General features: G+C 65.2%; 19 protein-coding genes. 5 read left to right on the top strand and 14 right to left on the bottom strand.

Translation table 11 applies throughout. The features are described from left to right. The first annotated feature begins 43 nt into the window (after positions 1-43). A complete protein-coding gene (locus tag HL657_RS03590) occupies positions 44-364 on the top strand; it encodes a transposase (protein ID WP_317295453.1) in 321 nt (106 codons plus the stop codon). On the opposite strand, the gene HL657_RS03585 is transcribed toward HL657_RS03590, so the two are convergent. From HL657_RS03585 to cbiT, 8 genes are read right to left on the bottom strand one after another with little or no spacing between them, the layout of a single operon-like run. Next, positions 361-933 (bottom strand): cobalt-precorrin-7 (C(5))-methyltransferase, encoded by a 573-nt coding sequence (locus HL657_RS03585; protein ID WP_317295452.1) that lies wholly within the window; start codon positions 931-933, stop codon positions 361-363. The genes HL657_RS03590 and HL657_RS03585 overlap by 4 nt on opposite strands. Further along, positions 930-1,943, bottom strand: coding sequence for a cobalt-precorrin-5B (C(1))-methyltransferase (locus tag HL657_RS03580; protein ID WP_317295451.1), 1,014 nt, complete (start codon positions 1,941-1,943; stop codon positions 930-932). Before HL657_RS03580 ends, HL657_RS03585 begins: the two co-directional genes overlap by 4 nt. Beyond that, positions 1,924-2,604 carry a precorrin-8X methylmutase gene (locus tag HL657_RS03575; RefSeq protein ID WP_317295450.1) on the bottom strand — a complete coding sequence of 227 codons (681 nt, stop codon included), beginning with the start codon at positions 2,602-2,604 and terminating at the stop codon, positions 1,924-1,926. Before HL657_RS03575 ends, HL657_RS03580 begins: the two co-directional genes overlap by 20 nt. Continuing rightward, positions 2,552-3,346: a precorrin-3B C(17)-methyltransferase gene (gene cobJ / locus HL657_RS03570; protein ID WP_317295449.1), complete on the bottom strand. Its 795-nt coding sequence runs from the start codon at positions 3,344-3,346 to the stop codon at positions 2,552-2,554. Before cobJ ends, HL657_RS03575 begins: the two co-directional genes overlap by 53 nt. Next, positions 3,315-4,187, bottom strand: a complete 873-nt coding sequence (gene cbiG / locus HL657_RS03565; protein WP_317295448.1) for a cobalt-precorrin 5A hydrolase — start codon at positions 4,185-4,187, stop codon at positions 3,315-3,317. The genes cobJ and cbiG overlap by 32 nt, the downstream gene beginning before the upstream one ends. Then, positions 4,184-4,900 carry a cobalt-precorrin-4/precorrin-4 C(11)-methyltransferase gene (locus tag HL657_RS03560; RefSeq protein ID WP_317295447.1) on the bottom strand — a complete coding sequence of 239 codons (717 nt, stop codon included), beginning with the start codon at positions 4,898-4,900 and terminating at the stop codon, positions 4,184-4,186. Before HL657_RS03560 ends, cbiG begins: the two co-directional genes overlap by 4 nt. Next, positions 4,893-5,510: a cobalt-factor II C(20)-methyltransferase gene (locus HL657_RS03555; protein ID WP_317295446.1), complete on the bottom strand. Its 618-nt coding sequence runs from the start codon at positions 5,508-5,510 to the stop codon at positions 4,893-4,895. The genes HL657_RS03560 and HL657_RS03555 overlap by 8 nt, the downstream gene beginning before the upstream one ends. Continuing rightward, positions 5,501-6,031, bottom strand: coding sequence for a precorrin-6Y C5,15-methyltransferase (decarboxylating) subunit CbiT (gene cbiT / locus HL657_RS03550; RefSeq protein WP_317295445.1), 531 nt, complete (start codon positions 6,029-6,031; stop codon positions 5,501-5,503). Before cbiT ends, HL657_RS03555 begins: the two co-directional genes overlap by 10 nt. Positions 6,032-6,219: 188 nt before the next feature. Here cbiT and HL657_RS03545 point away from each other — a divergent pair, with 188 nt between their 5' ends. Both HL657_RS03545 and HL657_RS03540 read left to right on the top strand, forming a co-directional pair. Continuing rightward, positions 6,220-6,396, top strand: a complete 177-nt coding sequence (locus tag HL657_RS03545; RefSeq protein WP_301677028.1) for a 4Fe-4S binding protein — start codon at positions 6,220-6,222, stop codon at positions 6,394-6,396. Next, on the top strand, positions 6,386-7,582 hold the full coding sequence (locus HL657_RS03540; protein ID WP_317295444.1) for an NAD(P)/FAD-dependent oxidoreductase: 1,197 nt from the start codon (positions 6,386-6,388) through the stop codon (positions 7,580-7,582). The genes HL657_RS03545 and HL657_RS03540 overlap by 11 nt, the downstream gene beginning before the upstream one ends. On the opposite strand, the gene HL657_RS03535 is transcribed toward HL657_RS03540, so the two are convergent. Beyond that, positions 7,574-8,239 carry a potassium channel family protein gene (locus HL657_RS03535; protein ID WP_317295443.1) on the bottom strand — a complete coding sequence of 222 codons (666 nt, stop codon included), beginning with the start codon at positions 8,237-8,239 and terminating at the stop codon, positions 7,574-7,576. The genes HL657_RS03540 and HL657_RS03535 overlap by 9 nt on opposite strands. A 53-nt stretch (positions 8,240-8,292) precedes the next feature. On the opposite strand from HL657_RS03535, the gene rnhB reads away from it, so the two are divergent. Further along, positions 8,293-8,922, top strand: coding sequence for a ribonuclease HII (gene rnhB / locus HL657_RS03530; RefSeq protein ID WP_317295442.1), 630 nt, complete (start codon positions 8,293-8,295; stop codon positions 8,920-8,922). A gap of 39 nt (positions 8,923-8,961) precedes the next feature. After that, complete coding sequence (locus HL657_RS03525; protein ID WP_317295441.1) at positions 8,962-10,293, top strand: site-2 protease family protein; 1,332 nt, start codon at positions 8,962-8,964, stop codon at positions 10,291-10,293. A 464-nt stretch (positions 10,294-10,757) separates the two neighbouring features. Here the strand turns inward: HL657_RS03525 and HL657_RS03520 are convergent, their stop codons facing one another. The 5 genes from HL657_RS03520 to HL657_RS03500 are packed head-to-tail and all read right to left on the bottom strand — an operon-like array spanning position 10,758 to position 14,189. Further along, positions 10,758-11,849 carry an SPFH domain-containing protein gene (locus tag HL657_RS03520; protein WP_317295440.1) on the bottom strand — a complete coding sequence of 364 codons (1,092 nt, stop codon included), beginning with the start codon at positions 11,847-11,849 and terminating at the stop codon, positions 10,758-10,760. A 1-nt stretch (position 11,850) separates the two neighbouring features. Continuing rightward, positions 11,851-12,309: an NfeD family protein gene (locus tag HL657_RS03515; protein WP_317295439.1), complete on the bottom strand. Its 459-nt coding sequence runs from the start codon at positions 12,307-12,309 to the stop codon at positions 11,851-11,853. 50 nt (positions 12,310-12,359) lie between these two features. Further along, positions 12,360-12,971, bottom strand: coding sequence for a hypothetical protein (locus HL657_RS03510; RefSeq protein ID WP_317295438.1), 612 nt, complete (start codon positions 12,969-12,971; stop codon positions 12,360-12,362). A gap of 31 nt (positions 12,972-13,002) precedes the next feature. Next, positions 13,003-13,977, bottom strand: a complete 975-nt coding sequence (locus HL657_RS03505) for a phosphatase PAP2 family protein (RefSeq protein ID WP_317295437.1) — start codon at positions 13,975-13,977, stop codon at positions 13,003-13,005. Next, positions 13,974-14,189, bottom strand: coding sequence for a hypothetical protein (locus HL657_RS03500; protein ID WP_317295436.1), 216 nt, complete (start codon positions 14,187-14,189; stop codon positions 13,974-13,976). Before HL657_RS03500 ends, HL657_RS03505 begins: the two co-directional genes overlap by 4 nt. Positions 14,190-14,216 lie beyond the last annotated feature (27 nt).

The raw sequence follows: 14,216 nt of genomic DNA, 5'->3' as shown, positions 1-14,216 counted from the left end.
ACTGTCCCAAAACTATAAGTCCTCCCGGAAGTATGCGATGCTCATGGCATTCCGGGAGATCGATGACGACCTCTGGGAGATTGTCTGTAGACACCTCCCGCCCCAGAAGCCCCATATAGGGAGGCCCCGGCGTGATCCACGGCACCTCTTCAACGGTGTCCTGTATGTCCTCACTACCGGGTGCACCTGGAGCGACGTGCCGGCGAGTTACGGGACGAAATCGACGGTGCACCGCTACCACCTCGAACTCTGCGAGCGAGGGGTGTATCAGGCGATCTTCCTCGATCTCCTCCGGTCGGGCTACGACTTCCGGAAGAAAGAGAGCACCGCGGCGGGTCTCGCGGCTCCCGTGCCGGGGTCTTAAAACTCCCCCGCCACCACCACGAAGAGGTCACCCCGGGGCGCCGGGGGCTGTGCCGCCGTGCCGACAGCGATCCGTTCCGCCGGGTAGCCGAGATCCTCGCAGACGGCAAGCCGGATCCGGGGCGGGAGGGCGGCCGCGAACGCCCCGACGTCGAAGGCCGGGTCGGCGATGAGGAAGACGACCCGGCCACGCATGGTCTCCTCCCGGGCCTCCGCTATCGCCCGGGCGTGATCCTTACCGTGGGCCGAGACGACAGCGGCCCGCGTCAGCGGAACTTTCAGCCGGGCGAAGGCGATCTGGAGGGAAGATATCCCGGGGACGACGTCGCCCGGGAGGTAGCCGAGCCCCGCAAGCATTGGGTCCCCCGTCGAGAGGACGACCGCGTGGTCCGGGAGGGAACGGAGGCTCCGGTAATCCGTGATCTCGTGCACCTCGCACCCCGGCGGGATGGCGTCCCGCGCAAGCGCGATCGCCCGGACCGAGCCGTAGACGAGCGACGCGTCCGCGATGACCCTCGCCGCCTCCGCGGTCAGCATGCCGGGGCCGCAGCCCACGCCGACGATCCTCATGGCGACTCTCCGATGACCCGGCCGGAACGATCGACGATCACGACCCGGACGCGGGGGTAGCGGACCCGGAACGACGCAAGTTCCCGGCCGGCCACCTCCTTCCAGAGCAGGGTCGCCGAGAGTTCCTCCACCGTCACGCACCCGGTCCCCTCGAGAACATCGGGGTCCATGAACTTCAGGATCAGGCCGGGAAGCCCGCAGATGACCGCGTCGCCGTCGACAGCCCCGAGTGCCTCTTCGAGTTTGTTCCCGACCAGGATCGCCTCGTGCTCCGGGAAGAGGAGACGGGAGTAGCGCAGCCCGAGCCGCCCGGTCGTCAGCACGACTGCTCCAGGAGCCCGGGCAATACGGTCGAGCACCCCCTCCGTCATGTGATCGTCCCAGGGCTCCACGAACCCGGTCGTCCCGAGGACCGATATCCCGCCGTGCACCCCGATCTTCGGGTTAAGCGTCTTCTGTGCCACCTCCGCCCCCCGGGGGACCGTGAGGATGACCGTCGTCCCGGAGAGATCCGCCTCTTCCACCGCCTCATCGATAGAGCGGCGGATGCAGTCGAGCGCCGGGGCGCTGATCGCCGGTGTCCCCCGCAGGTGGCGGGGGGTGTCGCGGGCAAAACTCCCGATACCCTCGCCGGGGACGAACTGGACCCCGCCCGAGAGAGAGGGGGCCGCCATCGCAACGAATTCAAGCCCCGCGGTCACATCCCCGGTGTAGTCCCCGGCGTCCTTCCGGCAGGACGCCTGCCCACGGTAGCCGTCCACCGGGAGCCTCACCGCGATGCCGCAGGGGAGGGTGACGTCCACCTCCTCGACGGTGTCGCAGGCGAGCGAGAGAACCGCCGCCTTGCAGGCCGCGGCCGCCGTCGTCCCGGTCGTGAACCCCCGGCGGAGGACCGTCCCCGACGCCGTCAGGACTGCGAGACCCCGCCGGACATCCTCAAGGAGGGCAGGGGAGCGGCACGCCGCCACCCACGCCTCGGGGTACTCAAAGTCAGTAACCGGGTCCCGCATGGCCTGCACGCTCGGCGAGGATCGTGATGATCTCGTTCATTGCCGCCACCGCGACCGGCGTTCCGCCCCGGGTGCCGGCGTTCGAGACCGACGGCACGTCGAGGGCACGGAGCGCCTCCTTCGACTCCGCCGCGTTCACGAACCCCACCGGGGTTCCGACGACCAGCGCCGGCCGGACTCCTTCCCGGATCATGTCGCAGACGACGAGAAGCGCCGAGGGGGCGTTCCCGATGACCACGATCGCGCCCTCCACCCGGTCGCGCAGGGCGAGAAATCCCGCGGACGTCCGGGTGATCCCGCGCTCGCGGGCGATATCCTCGCCGTAGTCGAGGGCGCAGACGACGTCGCTTGTATGCCCGCGTTTCAGGATGCCCGCCTGCACCATCCGGATATCGACGATGACCGGTGCCCGGCGCTCCAGTGCAGAGACCCCGGCTCCGACAGGGTCGCCGTAAAAGCGCATCAGATCGGCCATCGCAAAGTCGCCGACCGCGACCGAGCACCGCTGCCGGATCCGGTCCTCACGTGTGGCGTTTCCCACCTGCTCCCGGGCCAGGTTCCGACTCTTGCTCGCTATCGCGTAGGCCTCCGGCGTGACCGCCGCAAGGTCAGTATACGTACTTCCGGTGGTATCCCCGGGGCGTGATGATTCCTCTCCCATCAGTCTCATCCCTCCAGATCCTCGTCTCTTCTCCGCCGACAAAGACGATCGAATGCATGTCCACGAAGGCGAAGTGGTCTTTGAATTCCCCAAGCGTCGTGATCAACCGCCCCTCCCCCTCCCGGTAGGCGTTTTTGATCACACCGACCGGCGTGGCATCCGGGAGGTGACGGCGGGCGATAGCGACCGCCGCATCAAGGTTGTGCGGCCTCCCCCTCGAGCGGGGGTTGTAAAGGACGACCGGCACCCGCATCCGGAACGCGAGGTCGAGCCTCCGCTCGATCTCCTCCCAGGGCGTCAGGAGGTCCGAGAGGCTCATCGTGACGTAGTCGCCCGAGAGCGGCGAGCCGAGCCGTGCCGCCGCCGAGACCGCTGCCGTGATCCCGGGGACGACCTCGACCGCGACCGTCGAGCCCGACCGTTCGGCCACCTCGAGGACGATGCTCGCCATCCCGTAGACCCCGGCGTCGCCGCCGCTCACCATCGCGACGATGCGGTCCTCTGCAAGGGCAAGCGCGCGTGAAGCCCGGTCAACCTCTTTGCCCATGCTGCTCCGGATGACCTCTTTTCCGCCGAGCATCGGCATCACCAGATCGAGGTAGAACCCGTTGCCGATGACGCAGTCAGCCTCGCCGAGAGCTTTTAAGGCCCGGGGCGTCATATGCAGCAGGTCACCGGGACCGGTGCCGACAATGTACAGTCTTCCTCCGCTATCGTGCGATTGCAACGGTAACACTTCCATACGTTTGCTTGGCAAGAACCAGTTCTTTTCGCTTCGCGATCGCGAGCGCCGCGGGTTCCGCGACCCCGGCAAGCCCGATCAGCGAGGCGCGGGAGGGCGACGGGGCCTCCTCTGCGTTCAGCGTATCGTCGCCTAAGAAAACGAGGTTGCCGCCGAGATCCGCGACGGCGGAAAGGAGTCCCGCCTCTCCGCGCTTCTGTGCGGTCGTCGCGTAGACGAGAACCTCAACGGGCGCGATCCCGGCCTCACGAAGTGCCTGCCGGATGGCTTCTTCCACATCGGCGGCCGGAACACCCTTCCGGCACCCGACGCCGACGACATACTCGCCTTTCCGGACGAGAAAGGAGACACCCGGTCCCGCGACGACGATCCCGGGGCCGGTGACGGCGTAGAGGGGCACGTCGGCGTCCAGCACGGCGGCGTTCACCGCCCGGGTGGAGTCACGGTTCACGATCTCGCACTCCGTGCGGGCGGCTATTCCCTCGACAGATTCCCTGCCCCGGGTCTCGGTAGCGGTCGTGATCACCGGTGTGACCCCGAGAGCGGCAAGTTCCCGGGCGAGGTCGTTTCCGCCGTGGTGCCCGCCGACGACCGGGACGGCGTAGCCGAGATCCGGGCCGACCACCACCACCGCGGGGTCGCGCCACTTGTCGGCGAGGAGGGGAGCGATCCCCCGGACGGCGATCCCGGCCGACATCAGGGCAACGATCCGGCCGTAGCCGGCGAAAGCCACCCGGAACGCGTCCGGGCCGAAAGGAAGGACGTCGGCGCCGAGAGCGTCCGCAATCCGGCGGGCGTCGGGGAGGAACCGCTCAAGCGCGATCACGACAGTCCCGGTCATGAGTAGAGGACCGACCTCCCGAATCCGGACGTTGCCCCCTCGACCACCTTCCCGATGACGATCAGCGCCGTCCGCTCGATCCCGGCAGCCCGGGCCTTTTGTGCGATGTCGGCCACCGTCCCCCGGACGATCTTCTGGTCGGGCCAGGATGCGTGGTAGACGATCGCCGCCGGGGTCTCGGGCGGGCACTCCACCCGGGCAAGGACCTCTTCCATCCGCTCGGTCCCAAGGAAGACCACCATTGTCTGCCCGAGCCGGGAGAACTCGGGGATCAGGTCCGATTCAAGCGTCGCTCCCGCCGGGCGGGTGACGACCAGGCTCTCGGAGACGTCACGGAGCGTGAACTGGGTCTTGAGGGCCGCCGCGGCCGCAAAGAGGGACGAGACCCCGGGGACGATCTCGGCCTCGATCCCGCGCCGGGAGAGTTCCGCCATCTGCTCCACGATCGCCCCGTAGAGCGCCGGGTCGCCGGAGTGGAGTCGGACGACGAGTTTTCCGGCCCGGACGTGCTCCTCAATGGCGCCCACGATCTCCGGAAGCGCCATTCCCCAACTGTCGAGTCTCACGCCCGCGCCGGACTCCGCAACAAGCGCCGGGTTCACGAGCGAGCCCGCGTAGATGAGGACGTCCGCCCGCCGGAGGAGGTCCATCCCCCGGACCGTGATGAGATCGGGAGCCCCGGGCCCCGCACCCACGATATAGAACTTATGCATGCGGCCGCCTCGCAAAGAGGATCGAGAAATAGTCGCTCTTCTCGGGAAGTTCGCCTCCCCGGTAGACCCGCTGCTCCGGCATGAACATCCGCTCCACGAGGACGAACTCCGAGTAGCCCTCCTCCGAGAGGGATGCCGCGAGCGCCGCAGGCCGCCGGACCTTCATGAAGATCCGGGATTCCGGCCCGTTCCCGTCCGAGACGAAGAACCCCCCGGCCACCGGGACGTTCGCCACCGAGGCGAACGCGGTGATGGAGCTGATCCCGGGCTCGGTCGCAAACGCGACTTCCGGGTAGCGGGCAGCGATCACCTCGCAGAGCCGTGAAAAGGTCGAGTAGAAGTTCGGGTCCCCGATGATCCCGAAGACCGCGAGACCATCCATTGCGTGCGGCGCAATCCGGTCGGCGTTCTCCTCCAGGCACTTGCGGATGTAGTCCTCGTCGTTCGTCATCGGAAAGTTGAGGACGACGGCGTCGGGCCGGTACGACCTTACCAGGTCGTAGGCGAGGTTTCCCGGGACAAAGACCGCCGCAGCTTCGGAAAGGAGCCTGACCGCCCGCAGGGTCAGGAGTTCCGGGTCGCCGGGACCGAGCCCCACGCCTACGAGCATCCGGCACCCCCGACGACGATGTAGACGGGGTTTATGGGTTTGAACATCACTCCGCCGGCGATCCCGGCCGACCGGGAGACCTGAAGGTGGACGGCCTCCTCAAAGATCCCGAGGCGCTGCATGCTCGCTATCGCCTCATGAAGCGTCCCGACCATAACCGCGTTCACGACGATCCTCCCCCGCACCCGATCGGCGAGGAGGTCAAGGACCTCCGGCAGGCGGCCGGACCCCCCGACAAAGGCGGCGTCGAGCGCCCCCAGATCCGGGAGGATATCCACCGCGTCGCCCTCGAAGAATTCGACGTTTTCAGCGTCGGCGCGAGCGGCCTCGGCCCGGGCATAGGCGACCGCCTCCGATCGCCGGTCGATCGCGTAGACCCATTCCGCAACCCTTGAAGCAGCGATGGCGATCTTCCCGGTCCCGCACCCGACATCGGCCACCCGGTCGCCCGGGCGGATGCCGAGTTTCGCGAGCGAAACGGCCATGACTTCGTCCTGCGTAGGTCCACCCTTCAGTCCCATAGCATCCCCATTAACCAGATAAATTTGTGCTAACTCCTATTTAATGGAGCAGTGAGCCGTCTCGCCGCCCGGGCCGGGGCAGCACGGGACGACGGGCCGCCAGTCATGCGTCCAGGCGGATATGCCGGTGCAGCAACTGCTGCGAGGAGCATAAAGGTTTTTGCGACGACGACGACATTATGAGTACAATGCTCAGGATAAACCGAGACAAGTGTGGATATTGCGGCACCTGCGTTGCAGTCTGTCCCGAGGACGCGCTCGAGCTGATCGACGCCTACCTCAGCCTTGAGCGGGAGTGCATCGGCTGCGGGATCTGCGCGCGGGCGTGCCCGCTTGGAGCACTGGAGGTCGTCCATGAAGAGTAACTACGACATTCTCGTCATCGGAGGCGGCCCCGCCGGCGCTCTTGCCGCGAAGACGGCGGCGAAAGCCGGGAACTCGGTCTGCCTCATCGAGAAGCGTCCCGCCATCGGCACGCCCGTCCGGTGTGCGGAGGGGATCGGCAAAGAACTCCTGAAGGAATATATCAAGCCCGACCCCCGCTGGATATCCGCCGATATCGAGAGTGCCCGGATCATTGCCCCGAACGGCACCGCCATCAGGCTCGACCAGGACAGAGCCGGAAGCGAGGTCGGTTACGTCCTCGACCGGAAGGTCTTTGACCGTGAACTCGTCTGGCAGGCGGCCGAGGCCGGGGCGGACGTGATCGTCAAGACCCGGGCGACCGCACCGATCATGGAGAACGGGGCGGTCCGGGGCGCGAAGGTGCTTTCGGCCGGGACACCGGCCGATATCCGGGCCGAAGTGGTCATCGCCGCCGACGGCACGGAGGCGCAGTTCGCCCGCCGGGCCGGGCTCGAGACCGTCGTGCCCCTCCGTGAGATGATGAGCTGCGCACAATACCTGATGACCGACATCGATATCGACGCAGGCTCGACGGACTTCTACCTGGGCAACGAGATCGCACCCGAAGGTTACCTCTGGATCTTCCCGAAAGGTGACCGGACGGCAAACGTCGGGATCGGCATCACGGGCAGGAAGAGCCGCGACGGGTCCCGGGCGAAGGACTACCTGGACCGGTTTGTCGCGAAGAGCTTCCCAAACGGCAAGACGATCGAGGCGATCGCGGGCGGCGTCCCGGTCTGCCGGCCGCTCGCCTGCACGGTCGCCGACGGCCTTCTCGTCGCCGGCGACGCGGCAAGGGTTGTCGACCCCATCACCGGCGGCGGGATCGGGAACGCCATGTACACCGGAAGGCTCGCCGGCGAGGTGGCTTCAACGTGCATCGAGGCGGGCAACTGCTCAAAGGAGTCCCTGATGCCTTATGACACCGAATGGCGTGCATCCCGGATGGGCACGATTCTTGAGCGGAATTACAAGGTCAAAGAGTACTTCATCACCCTCGACGATACGAAACTCAACACCCTCGCGGACTCGATTGCAAGCATCAGCTTCAGTGAGTTCTCGGTCGCGGCACTCATCAGGGAACTGATCAAGCGCAACCCGAAGATGCTCCTCGAGCTGAAAGCGCTCAAAGACACTCTAGCCTGACCGTATCAGCTGTTTGTTGAGTGTCTTCAAGGTCTCCGCTTCCGCCTCCTTTTTTGTGAACACCGTGATGACGTCGCCGGGCCGGATACGGACGGTGCCGCTCGGGATGATGAGATCGCCCCCGGCACGCCGGATAGCGATGAAGACGAAGTCCCGGACCTCGAGATCCCGGATCTCGTGATCGACGATGGGCGCGCCCTCTTCGGCGACGATCTCGAAGATGGTGCCGCCGGGAATCGAGGCAACCTGCTGGAGGTTCGGGCTTTTTGCCCAGTAGTAAAGACGGGTCGCCACCAGCTCGTCGGGATTCTCGCTGATCCTCACCCCAACCTCGTTAAAGAGGTCGGAGTGCTCCTTCTGGTTCACAATCGAGACGACGTTTCCAACGTTGTAGCGTTTCGCAAGCCAGCAGGTCATCAGGTTCACGGCATCGTCGCTCGTGGTGGCGACCAGGGCGTCGGCTCGGTCAATCCCAGCGTCCTGTAGCACCGATTTGTCGGTTGCGTTCCCGGTTATGGCGAGAACATCGTAGTGCTCCAGGATATCGCTCGCACGTTCTTCGTCCTGGTCGATCACCACCACAGAGTCGCCTGCGTTCACGGCAATTGCAGTCAGGTTCCGCCCAATTCCGCCAAGGCCGACGATGATCGTGTACATCCATCTGGATTCAATCGTCTGCATTGAAATACCTTGCGAATAAACCAGAGGATGTGATCTGCGGGGTAGATGAAGCGGGGAAGGGTTCAGTAATCGGTCCGATGGTAGTCGCCGCCGTCGGATGCCGGGCGACCGAGGACCTTGCGGCTCTCCCCATCCGGGACTCAAAAGCCCTCCGGCCGAAACAACGCGAGGTGCTTTACGAGGCCCTCTTCCGCGATTTTTCGATCGCCATCGTAACCATCGATGCCGCCGGAATCGACGAAGCCCGGAGCAGGATAACCATGAACGAGTGTGTGGCCGAGCTCCACGCCGAGGCGCTTATGGGGCTTCAGCCGGAGTGTGCCTACGTGGACGCCTGTGACGTGAACGCGGAACGCTACGGCCGGACGGTCGCCTCCCATCTCGATTTCCCCTGTGAGATCGTCGCCGAACACCGGGCGGACGCCCGGCACAAGATCGTCGGCGCGGCGAGCGTCGTCGCGAAGGTCACCCGCGACCGGGCGATCCGGGAACTTGAGCAGCAGTACGGGAAGATCGGGAGCGGCTACCCCTCCGACCCGACGACCATCGAGTTCCTCCGAAGTTACATCCATGACTACGGGAGCCCGCCGCCCTGCGCCCGCCGGACCTGGAAGACGGTGACGAACCTCTACCAGAAGACGATGCGGGATTTCTCATAACGCGGAAGATTTTAACCTCCCGCGCGCCAACCGTGAGTGATGAACTGGCTCCAGATACTCCTCCTTCTCGTCGCGGCATACCTCCTGATTGCCTACTATATCCGCGACCGGGGGCTGTTTCGCGATCACGTCATGTTCTTCGGCCCCATCCTCGCCATCAAGACTGACCGGGTCGGTTTCTTCGACTGGTTCCGGAAGTTTAAGACCCCGCTCCGGGCCTACGCGACGCTCGGGGTCGTCATGGTCGTGGTGGTCTCGGCCTTCATGACGCTCGCCCTGATCCTTGCCGTCCCCCAGTATCTGGTGCATACCCCGGAGCCGACCGGAATCTATGATCCGAGAAACATCCTCGCGATACCCGGGGTCAACCAGGCGATACCGATCACCGCGGCCGTCATCCTTGGCCTCCTCTTCACGATCGTCATCCACGAGTTCGGCCACGCGATCCTCGCCCGGGTCGAGGATATGCGGGTGCGGAGCATGGGCCTTCTCATCGCCGTCGTCCCGATAGGGGCGTTCGTCGAACCCGACGAGGAAGACGTCGAGGCGGCCAGGGGGATGCCAAAGATTCGGATGTTCGGCGCTGGAATCACGAACAACATCGTCATGGGCCTCGCCTGCTTTGCGGTGATGTTCCTCCTCGTGGGAATGGCGACGCCTCTTGCCGTCCCGCTCGTCCAGGGGGTCTACCAGGACTACCCGGCTGCCGACGTGGGGCTCCCCGGCTATTCAGTCATCACGGGCATCAACGGTGTTCCCGTGACCAGCCAGGAAGAGGTGTCGGCAATGATGGAGGGGACGCAGCCGGGAGATACGGTCACGGTGACGGCCGAAAAAGACGGGGTCGAGAGCACCTACACGCTCACCCTCTCGGAGTGGCCGGAAGCCCTCGCCGATGACCGGGACTCCGGATTCATGGGGGTCTATTACTACAGCGCACCCGCGGTGAAGGAGCATATCGGAAACATCGCGGACCTCGGCCTTCTCGCGCCGCTCTACCTGACGATAGCCCCGATCGACGCCTTCATCCAGGGCAACACCCAGCAGCTTGCGATCCTGCTCACCAACACCCCCGAGCAGATGGCCTGGGAGGAGCCGTTCCCCCTCTTCTGGGGCACGGTCCACCTTCTCTTCTGGACCGGGTGGTTCAATCTACTGGTCGGGATGTTCAATGCCATCCCGGTCGTTCCGCTCGACGGCGGTTACATGATGAAGGAAGGGGTGGAGCGGTTCTTCGAGCGCCGGGGCTGGTCTCAATATGCGCAACGGGTCGTCGCTTCGATCAGCGGCTTTGTGACGGTGATGCTGATCCTTCTCATCACGATGCCGATGATCGTCGCGGCGATGCGGTTCGTGCTGACGATGGGGTAACTACCCTCTATTTTCCCGTCAGGACAGCGGCACTATCGCGACCGGGCATGGACCGCGGCCAGGACAATTCAGGCTGAGTGAACTACCCCGCCCTGAAGGGCGCGGCTTCCTGCTTCATCGAACTTGCCTCGAAAAGGGCTTACGCGATCTCCACAGGCGTTGATTATTCTGTTTGTGCAGTCCCTGCCCTACAGCAAATTGTACATTCCGGTTGCTTGGTTCTCGCAACACAGATATTGTCTATTAGCAGAAATGAGGAGAAAAAAACTATCGTCTCGAAACGTATTTCAGGAAGGGCGGCTCCGCTTTCATCCCCACCCTGAAGGGTGGGGTCTTCCCGCTCCGCCCCCTTCACCCCCGCAAGATAAAAATGTGAGAGCCGGCCGATAGCAGCCGGGTGAACGATCGGCCGATCGAGACGGCCTGAAGGCTTTTGCAGGCAGGAGTGCAGGAAGTTCGAGGCCTTACAGCCCCTCGTCCTCCCCCATCCCGATCAGGTCCCGCGACTTCTTCTGCATCTCCACGTCGATGTCGGTCTCGATGCTCTTTACCGCCTCCTCTGCGGTCCGGACCACATCCCGGCCCGGGACCTCCCCAAGGATATCCTCCGGCGGCAGTTCCGTCCCTTCCGGAACCTCCGGGGCCTCGGCGGTGGCGCCGAGGTACTCCGCGGCCTGCTTGACGACGCTCGAGAGCTCGAACGGGAATATGATCTTCGTCGCCTGGCCCTCGGCCATCTGCTTCAGGGCGTCGAGCGAGAGGACCGTGATCGCCCGCTTATCAAGCGGCCGGGCGCCGACCGAGAGGATGCGCAGCCCCTGCGCCTCGCCCTGAGCCTGCAGGATCCTTGATAGCCGTTCGCCCTCGGCCCGGAGAATCTTGCTCTGCCGTTCACCCTCGGCCTCGAGGATGATGCTCTGCCGGCTCCCCTCCGCCCGAAGGATCGCCGCCCGCTTTTCGCCGTCCGCACGGAGGATCGCCGCACGCCGCTCACGCTCGGCCGCGGTCTGCTCGGTCATCGCCTGCTTGACCGCACCCACCGGGTCGACCTCCTTGATCTCCACCCGCTCGACTTTGACGCCCCAGGCGTCGGTCTCCCGGTCCAGGATGTCACGGAGACGGGCGTTGATGACATCCCGGTTGTAGAGGACCTCGTCGAGTTCCATGTCGCCGATGATCCCGCGCAGGCTCGTCTGCGCCAGCGCCACCGTCGCCGACCGGTAGTTCATCACCTCAAAGTAGGCCTTCTCGGGATCGATAACCCGGACGTAGACGATCGCATCGACGTTCGTCGGGGAGTTATCCTTCGTGATCACCTCCTGCCGCGGGACGTCCATCACCTCTGTGCGGAGGTCGAGTTTCTTGACCACCGTGATCAGCGGGACAACCCACCGAAAGCCGGGATTCATCCTCCCGACGTAGCGTCCCAGGCGGATCTGGAGGCCCTGTTCGTAGGGCTGTACGATCACCACACCACGGGCAAAGATGATGATGATGACGATGATAAGAAAGACCGTGATGAGCCCGGTCCATGGGATTTGTCCGGTTAAAAGCATTTTACATAACCTCCTTCACGACGACGTGTACCCCTTCGGAGCGCACGACGATAACCCTTCTCCCGGCTGGGATACTCCCGGACTCGGAACGGGCGCTCCATTCCATGCCCCCGAGCTGCACCTTCCCTGCAAGTGTCTCCGGATCGATCGGGGCGACCACCATCCCCTCGAGGCCGACGAGCGAGTCCCGGGAGAGAGTCGTCGGCGGCTCCCGGCCGGGTGTGAGGCGGCCATAGAGCCAGACGGTAACCGAAGCTGCACCAATTGCCGCGAGAACCCCGACGATGAGGCCGGTGGGGGAACTGAGGATATCGATGCCGAGGAGGAGGAGGACCCCGAGGATGATCAGGACAGTCGCAGGGACGGCGATGAAGAACCCGGGCTGGTAGACCTCCACCAGGAGCAGCACCGCCCCGAGCACGATCAGAATCCAGCCGAGAGCGATCCCCTCTGCAAGCATAGAGAGTGAGTCGGCTTTCGGCTATAAAAGCATGCTGAGTGGATGCTACTTCACCCGAGGTTCATCACCGGCGTGATCCGCGGCGGCACATGCCGCTCCACCGTGAAAGGGACGGCCCCGGGCGGGACGATGCGGATCAGGAACTTCTCGCCGGGCGCAAGTGAACGTGCGGGGTAGAGGAGCAGGTCGAACCGCTCCCCGGGTTCGAGGAGGGTGTCGCCGTCCACCTGCCGGAACGGAATCATGTGCTCCGTTCCGACGATCATCCAGTTCCCGGGCCATACCGGCGTCTCCGCAGTCCTCGCGAGGCGTTCGGCCCCGTCCCGGGTGGCAATCTCGACCACAGCCCGGCTCCATATCGACGCCCCCCATATCGCCGACGAAGAGGCGAACGCTGCAGGAGACCGATCCCATCCGTAACGGGTCGGACCGACTGAGATGAGGTCGACGCCGTCGACGGTTCCGCCCGCGAGCGCGTAGCCGTAGACCTCGCCGGAGACCATCAGGCATCCCCCGGTCTCCTCGAAGGCGGAATAAACGAAGCCCGCCGGGTGGCCGGGGGGAGCATTCAGGGCGTGGACCGCAAACACGGCAACCATGACCGCCACGATGCAGAGGATGATCCCTTCGAGCACCGTGAGACCGCCGTCAGCCGGGTCCACACAGGATTTTGCGCGCAGGGAGTGTATACCCCTACGCTCCGCCCCGGAGCGTATTTGCGCAGGCGAAGACCGCCGGAGCGCCGAACGAGACCCAGGCACCGGCGACGGCGGCCCGGAGGTACTGGAGGATGTAAGCAGCCGCAGCGGGGTCCTGGGGGACGAAGAGCCCGAGCCCGTACCAGATCGCCCCGGTGACCGCGATCCCGAAGATGTAGCGGAGCAGGCGGACGGACCCCCTCTCGACGGCGCACATGCTTCCACGGTGGCGCTCTGCCGCCGCACCGGCCGCAAACCCAAATAAAAGCCCCGATGCCGTGACGGCGTCCCGGAGGAAGAGCGGGCGGATGGGCTCCCCCGACCGCTCAAGCGCCCCGGCCGTCCAGAACGCGGGGACCTCCCAGTTCCCGAGAGCCGCGAGAGCGGCAAAGGAGGCCAGAGCCAGGGCGAGGGAGCCTGCGAACGCAACGAGCACCTGCCGGGAGAGCGGGAGGGCGGCGACCCGGCGGCCCACAGGTTCCTCGAGAGCAAGGAATCCGAGGAGGACGGCGGCACCGACCACCCAGCCCGCGATGACGTCGGCCGGGAAGTGGACCCCGAGAACGACCCGTGATCCACCGATAAGGAATGCCATCACGGCCGCGAAGACCCAGAACCACGCGCGCCGGGCGTCAAAGGCGAGCAAACCCCAGAGCGCCACCGCCCCTTGCGCATGCGCGGACGGCAGCCCGAACGACGGGTAACTCCCGAACGCCCTGACTTCCGGGCTCACCCAGTAGGGACGGGGGAGGTGGAACGCGACTTTGAGCGCCTCGTTGAGCCCGCCCGATATCCCCATGAGGAGACCGAGACGGAGGCCGAGGCGCGGGTCCCAGCACCAGTAAAAGATCGGGATGACGAGCAGGTAGAACTCCGGTTGTCCGAGGAACGAGAAGAACTGCATCGGGATCTCGAGCCACGGCGCCTGAGTCTGGAGCGCCTGAATGAAGGCGATCTGGGGATCGGTCATGTCCCCCACCCGATCTCAACGTTCGCGAGCAGCCGGGGCATCGCCTCCGCGATCCCGCTGATGATGATCTCCCGGTGCTCGCTCCAGGTCATCTCCTCGGCGAGCGCCGTGTAGACTGCAGTCGTAGAGGCAGGGCTTACCACCGCGATGATCGGTGTGACCGCGATCAGGGTGAACTCGACAAACCCGGCGGCCTCCGCCATCAGGTCCATCCCGGATCACCGCACCCCGGTTATCAT

Origin of the sequence: Methanoculleus nereidis, from assembly GCF_032944295.1 — an archaeon.
In the GTDB taxonomy this organism is placed as follows: Archaea; Halobacteriota; Methanomicrobia; order Methanomicrobiales; family Methanoculleaceae; genus Methanoculleus; species Methanoculleus nereidis.
The sequence above is the reverse complement of the archived record's forward strand: the minus strand, read 5'-3'. Positions and strand labels throughout refer to the sequence as shown.

What these genes read in the sequence shown, in the direction of transcription:
- HL657_RS03590 (WP_317295453.1), top strand. Translation starts at nt 44, where the DNA reads ATGGCATTCCGGGAGATCGATGACGACCTCTGGGAGATTGTCTGTAGA.
- HL657_RS03585 (WP_317295452.1), bottom strand. Translation starts at nt 933, where the DNA reads ATGAGGATCGTCGGCGTGGGCTGCGGCCCCGGCATGCTGACCGCGGAG.
- HL657_RS03580 (WP_317295451.1), bottom strand. Translation starts at nt 1,943, where the DNA reads ATGCGGGACCCGGTTACTGACTTTGAGTACCCCGAGGCGTGGGTGGCG.
- HL657_RS03575 (WP_317295450.1), bottom strand. Translation starts at nt 2,604, where the DNA reads ATGGGAGAGGAATCATCACGCCCCGGGGATACCACCGGAAGTACGTAT.
- cobJ (WP_317295449.1), bottom strand. Translation starts at nt 3,346, where the DNA reads ATGGAAGTGTTACCGTTGCAATCGCACGATAGCGGAGGAAGACTGTAC.
- cbiG (WP_317295448.1), bottom strand. Translation starts at nt 4,187, where the DNA reads ATGACCGGGACTGTCGTGATCGCGCTTGAGCGGTTCCTCCCCGACGCC.
- HL657_RS03560 (WP_317295447.1), bottom strand. Translation starts at nt 4,900, where the DNA reads ATGCATAAGTTCTATATCGTGGGTGCGGGGCCCGGGGCTCCCGATCTC.
- HL657_RS03555 (WP_317295446.1), bottom strand. Translation starts at nt 5,510, where the DNA reads ATGCTCGTAGGCGTGGGGCTCGGTCCCGGCGACCCGGAACTCCTGACC.
- cbiT (WP_317295445.1), bottom strand. Translation starts at nt 6,031, where the DNA reads ATGGGACTGAAGGGTGGACCTACGCAGGACGAAGTCATGGCCGTTTCG.
- HL657_RS03545 (WP_301677028.1), top strand. Translation starts at nt 6,220, where the DNA reads ATGCTCAGGATAAACCGAGACAAGTGTGGATATTGCGGCACCTGCGTT.
- HL657_RS03540 (WP_317295444.1), top strand. Translation starts at nt 6,386, where the DNA reads ATGAAGAGTAACTACGACATTCTCGTCATCGGAGGCGGCCCCGCCGGC.
- HL657_RS03535 (WP_317295443.1), bottom strand. Translation starts at nt 8,239, where the DNA reads ATGTACACGATCATCGTCGGCCTTGGCGGAATTGGGCGGAACCTGACT.
- HL657_RS03525 (WP_317295441.1), top strand. Translation starts at nt 8,962, where the DNA reads ATGAACTGGCTCCAGATACTCCTCCTTCTCGTCGCGGCATACCTCCTG.
- HL657_RS03520 (WP_317295440.1), bottom strand. Translation starts at nt 11,849, where the DNA reads ATGCTTTTAACCGGACAAATCCCATGGACCGGGCTCATCACGGTCTTT.
- HL657_RS03515 (WP_317295439.1), bottom strand. Translation starts at nt 12,309, where the DNA reads ATGCTTGCAGAGGGGATCGCTCTCGGCTGGATTCTGATCGTGCTCGGG.
- HL657_RS03505 (WP_317295437.1), bottom strand. Translation starts at nt 13,977, where the DNA reads ATGACCGATCCCCAGATCGCCTTCATTCAGGCGCTCCAGACTCAGGCG.
- HL657_RS03500 (WP_317295436.1), bottom strand. Translation starts at nt 14,189, where the DNA reads ATGGACCTGATGGCGGAGGCCGCCGGGTTTGTCGAGTTCACCCTGATC.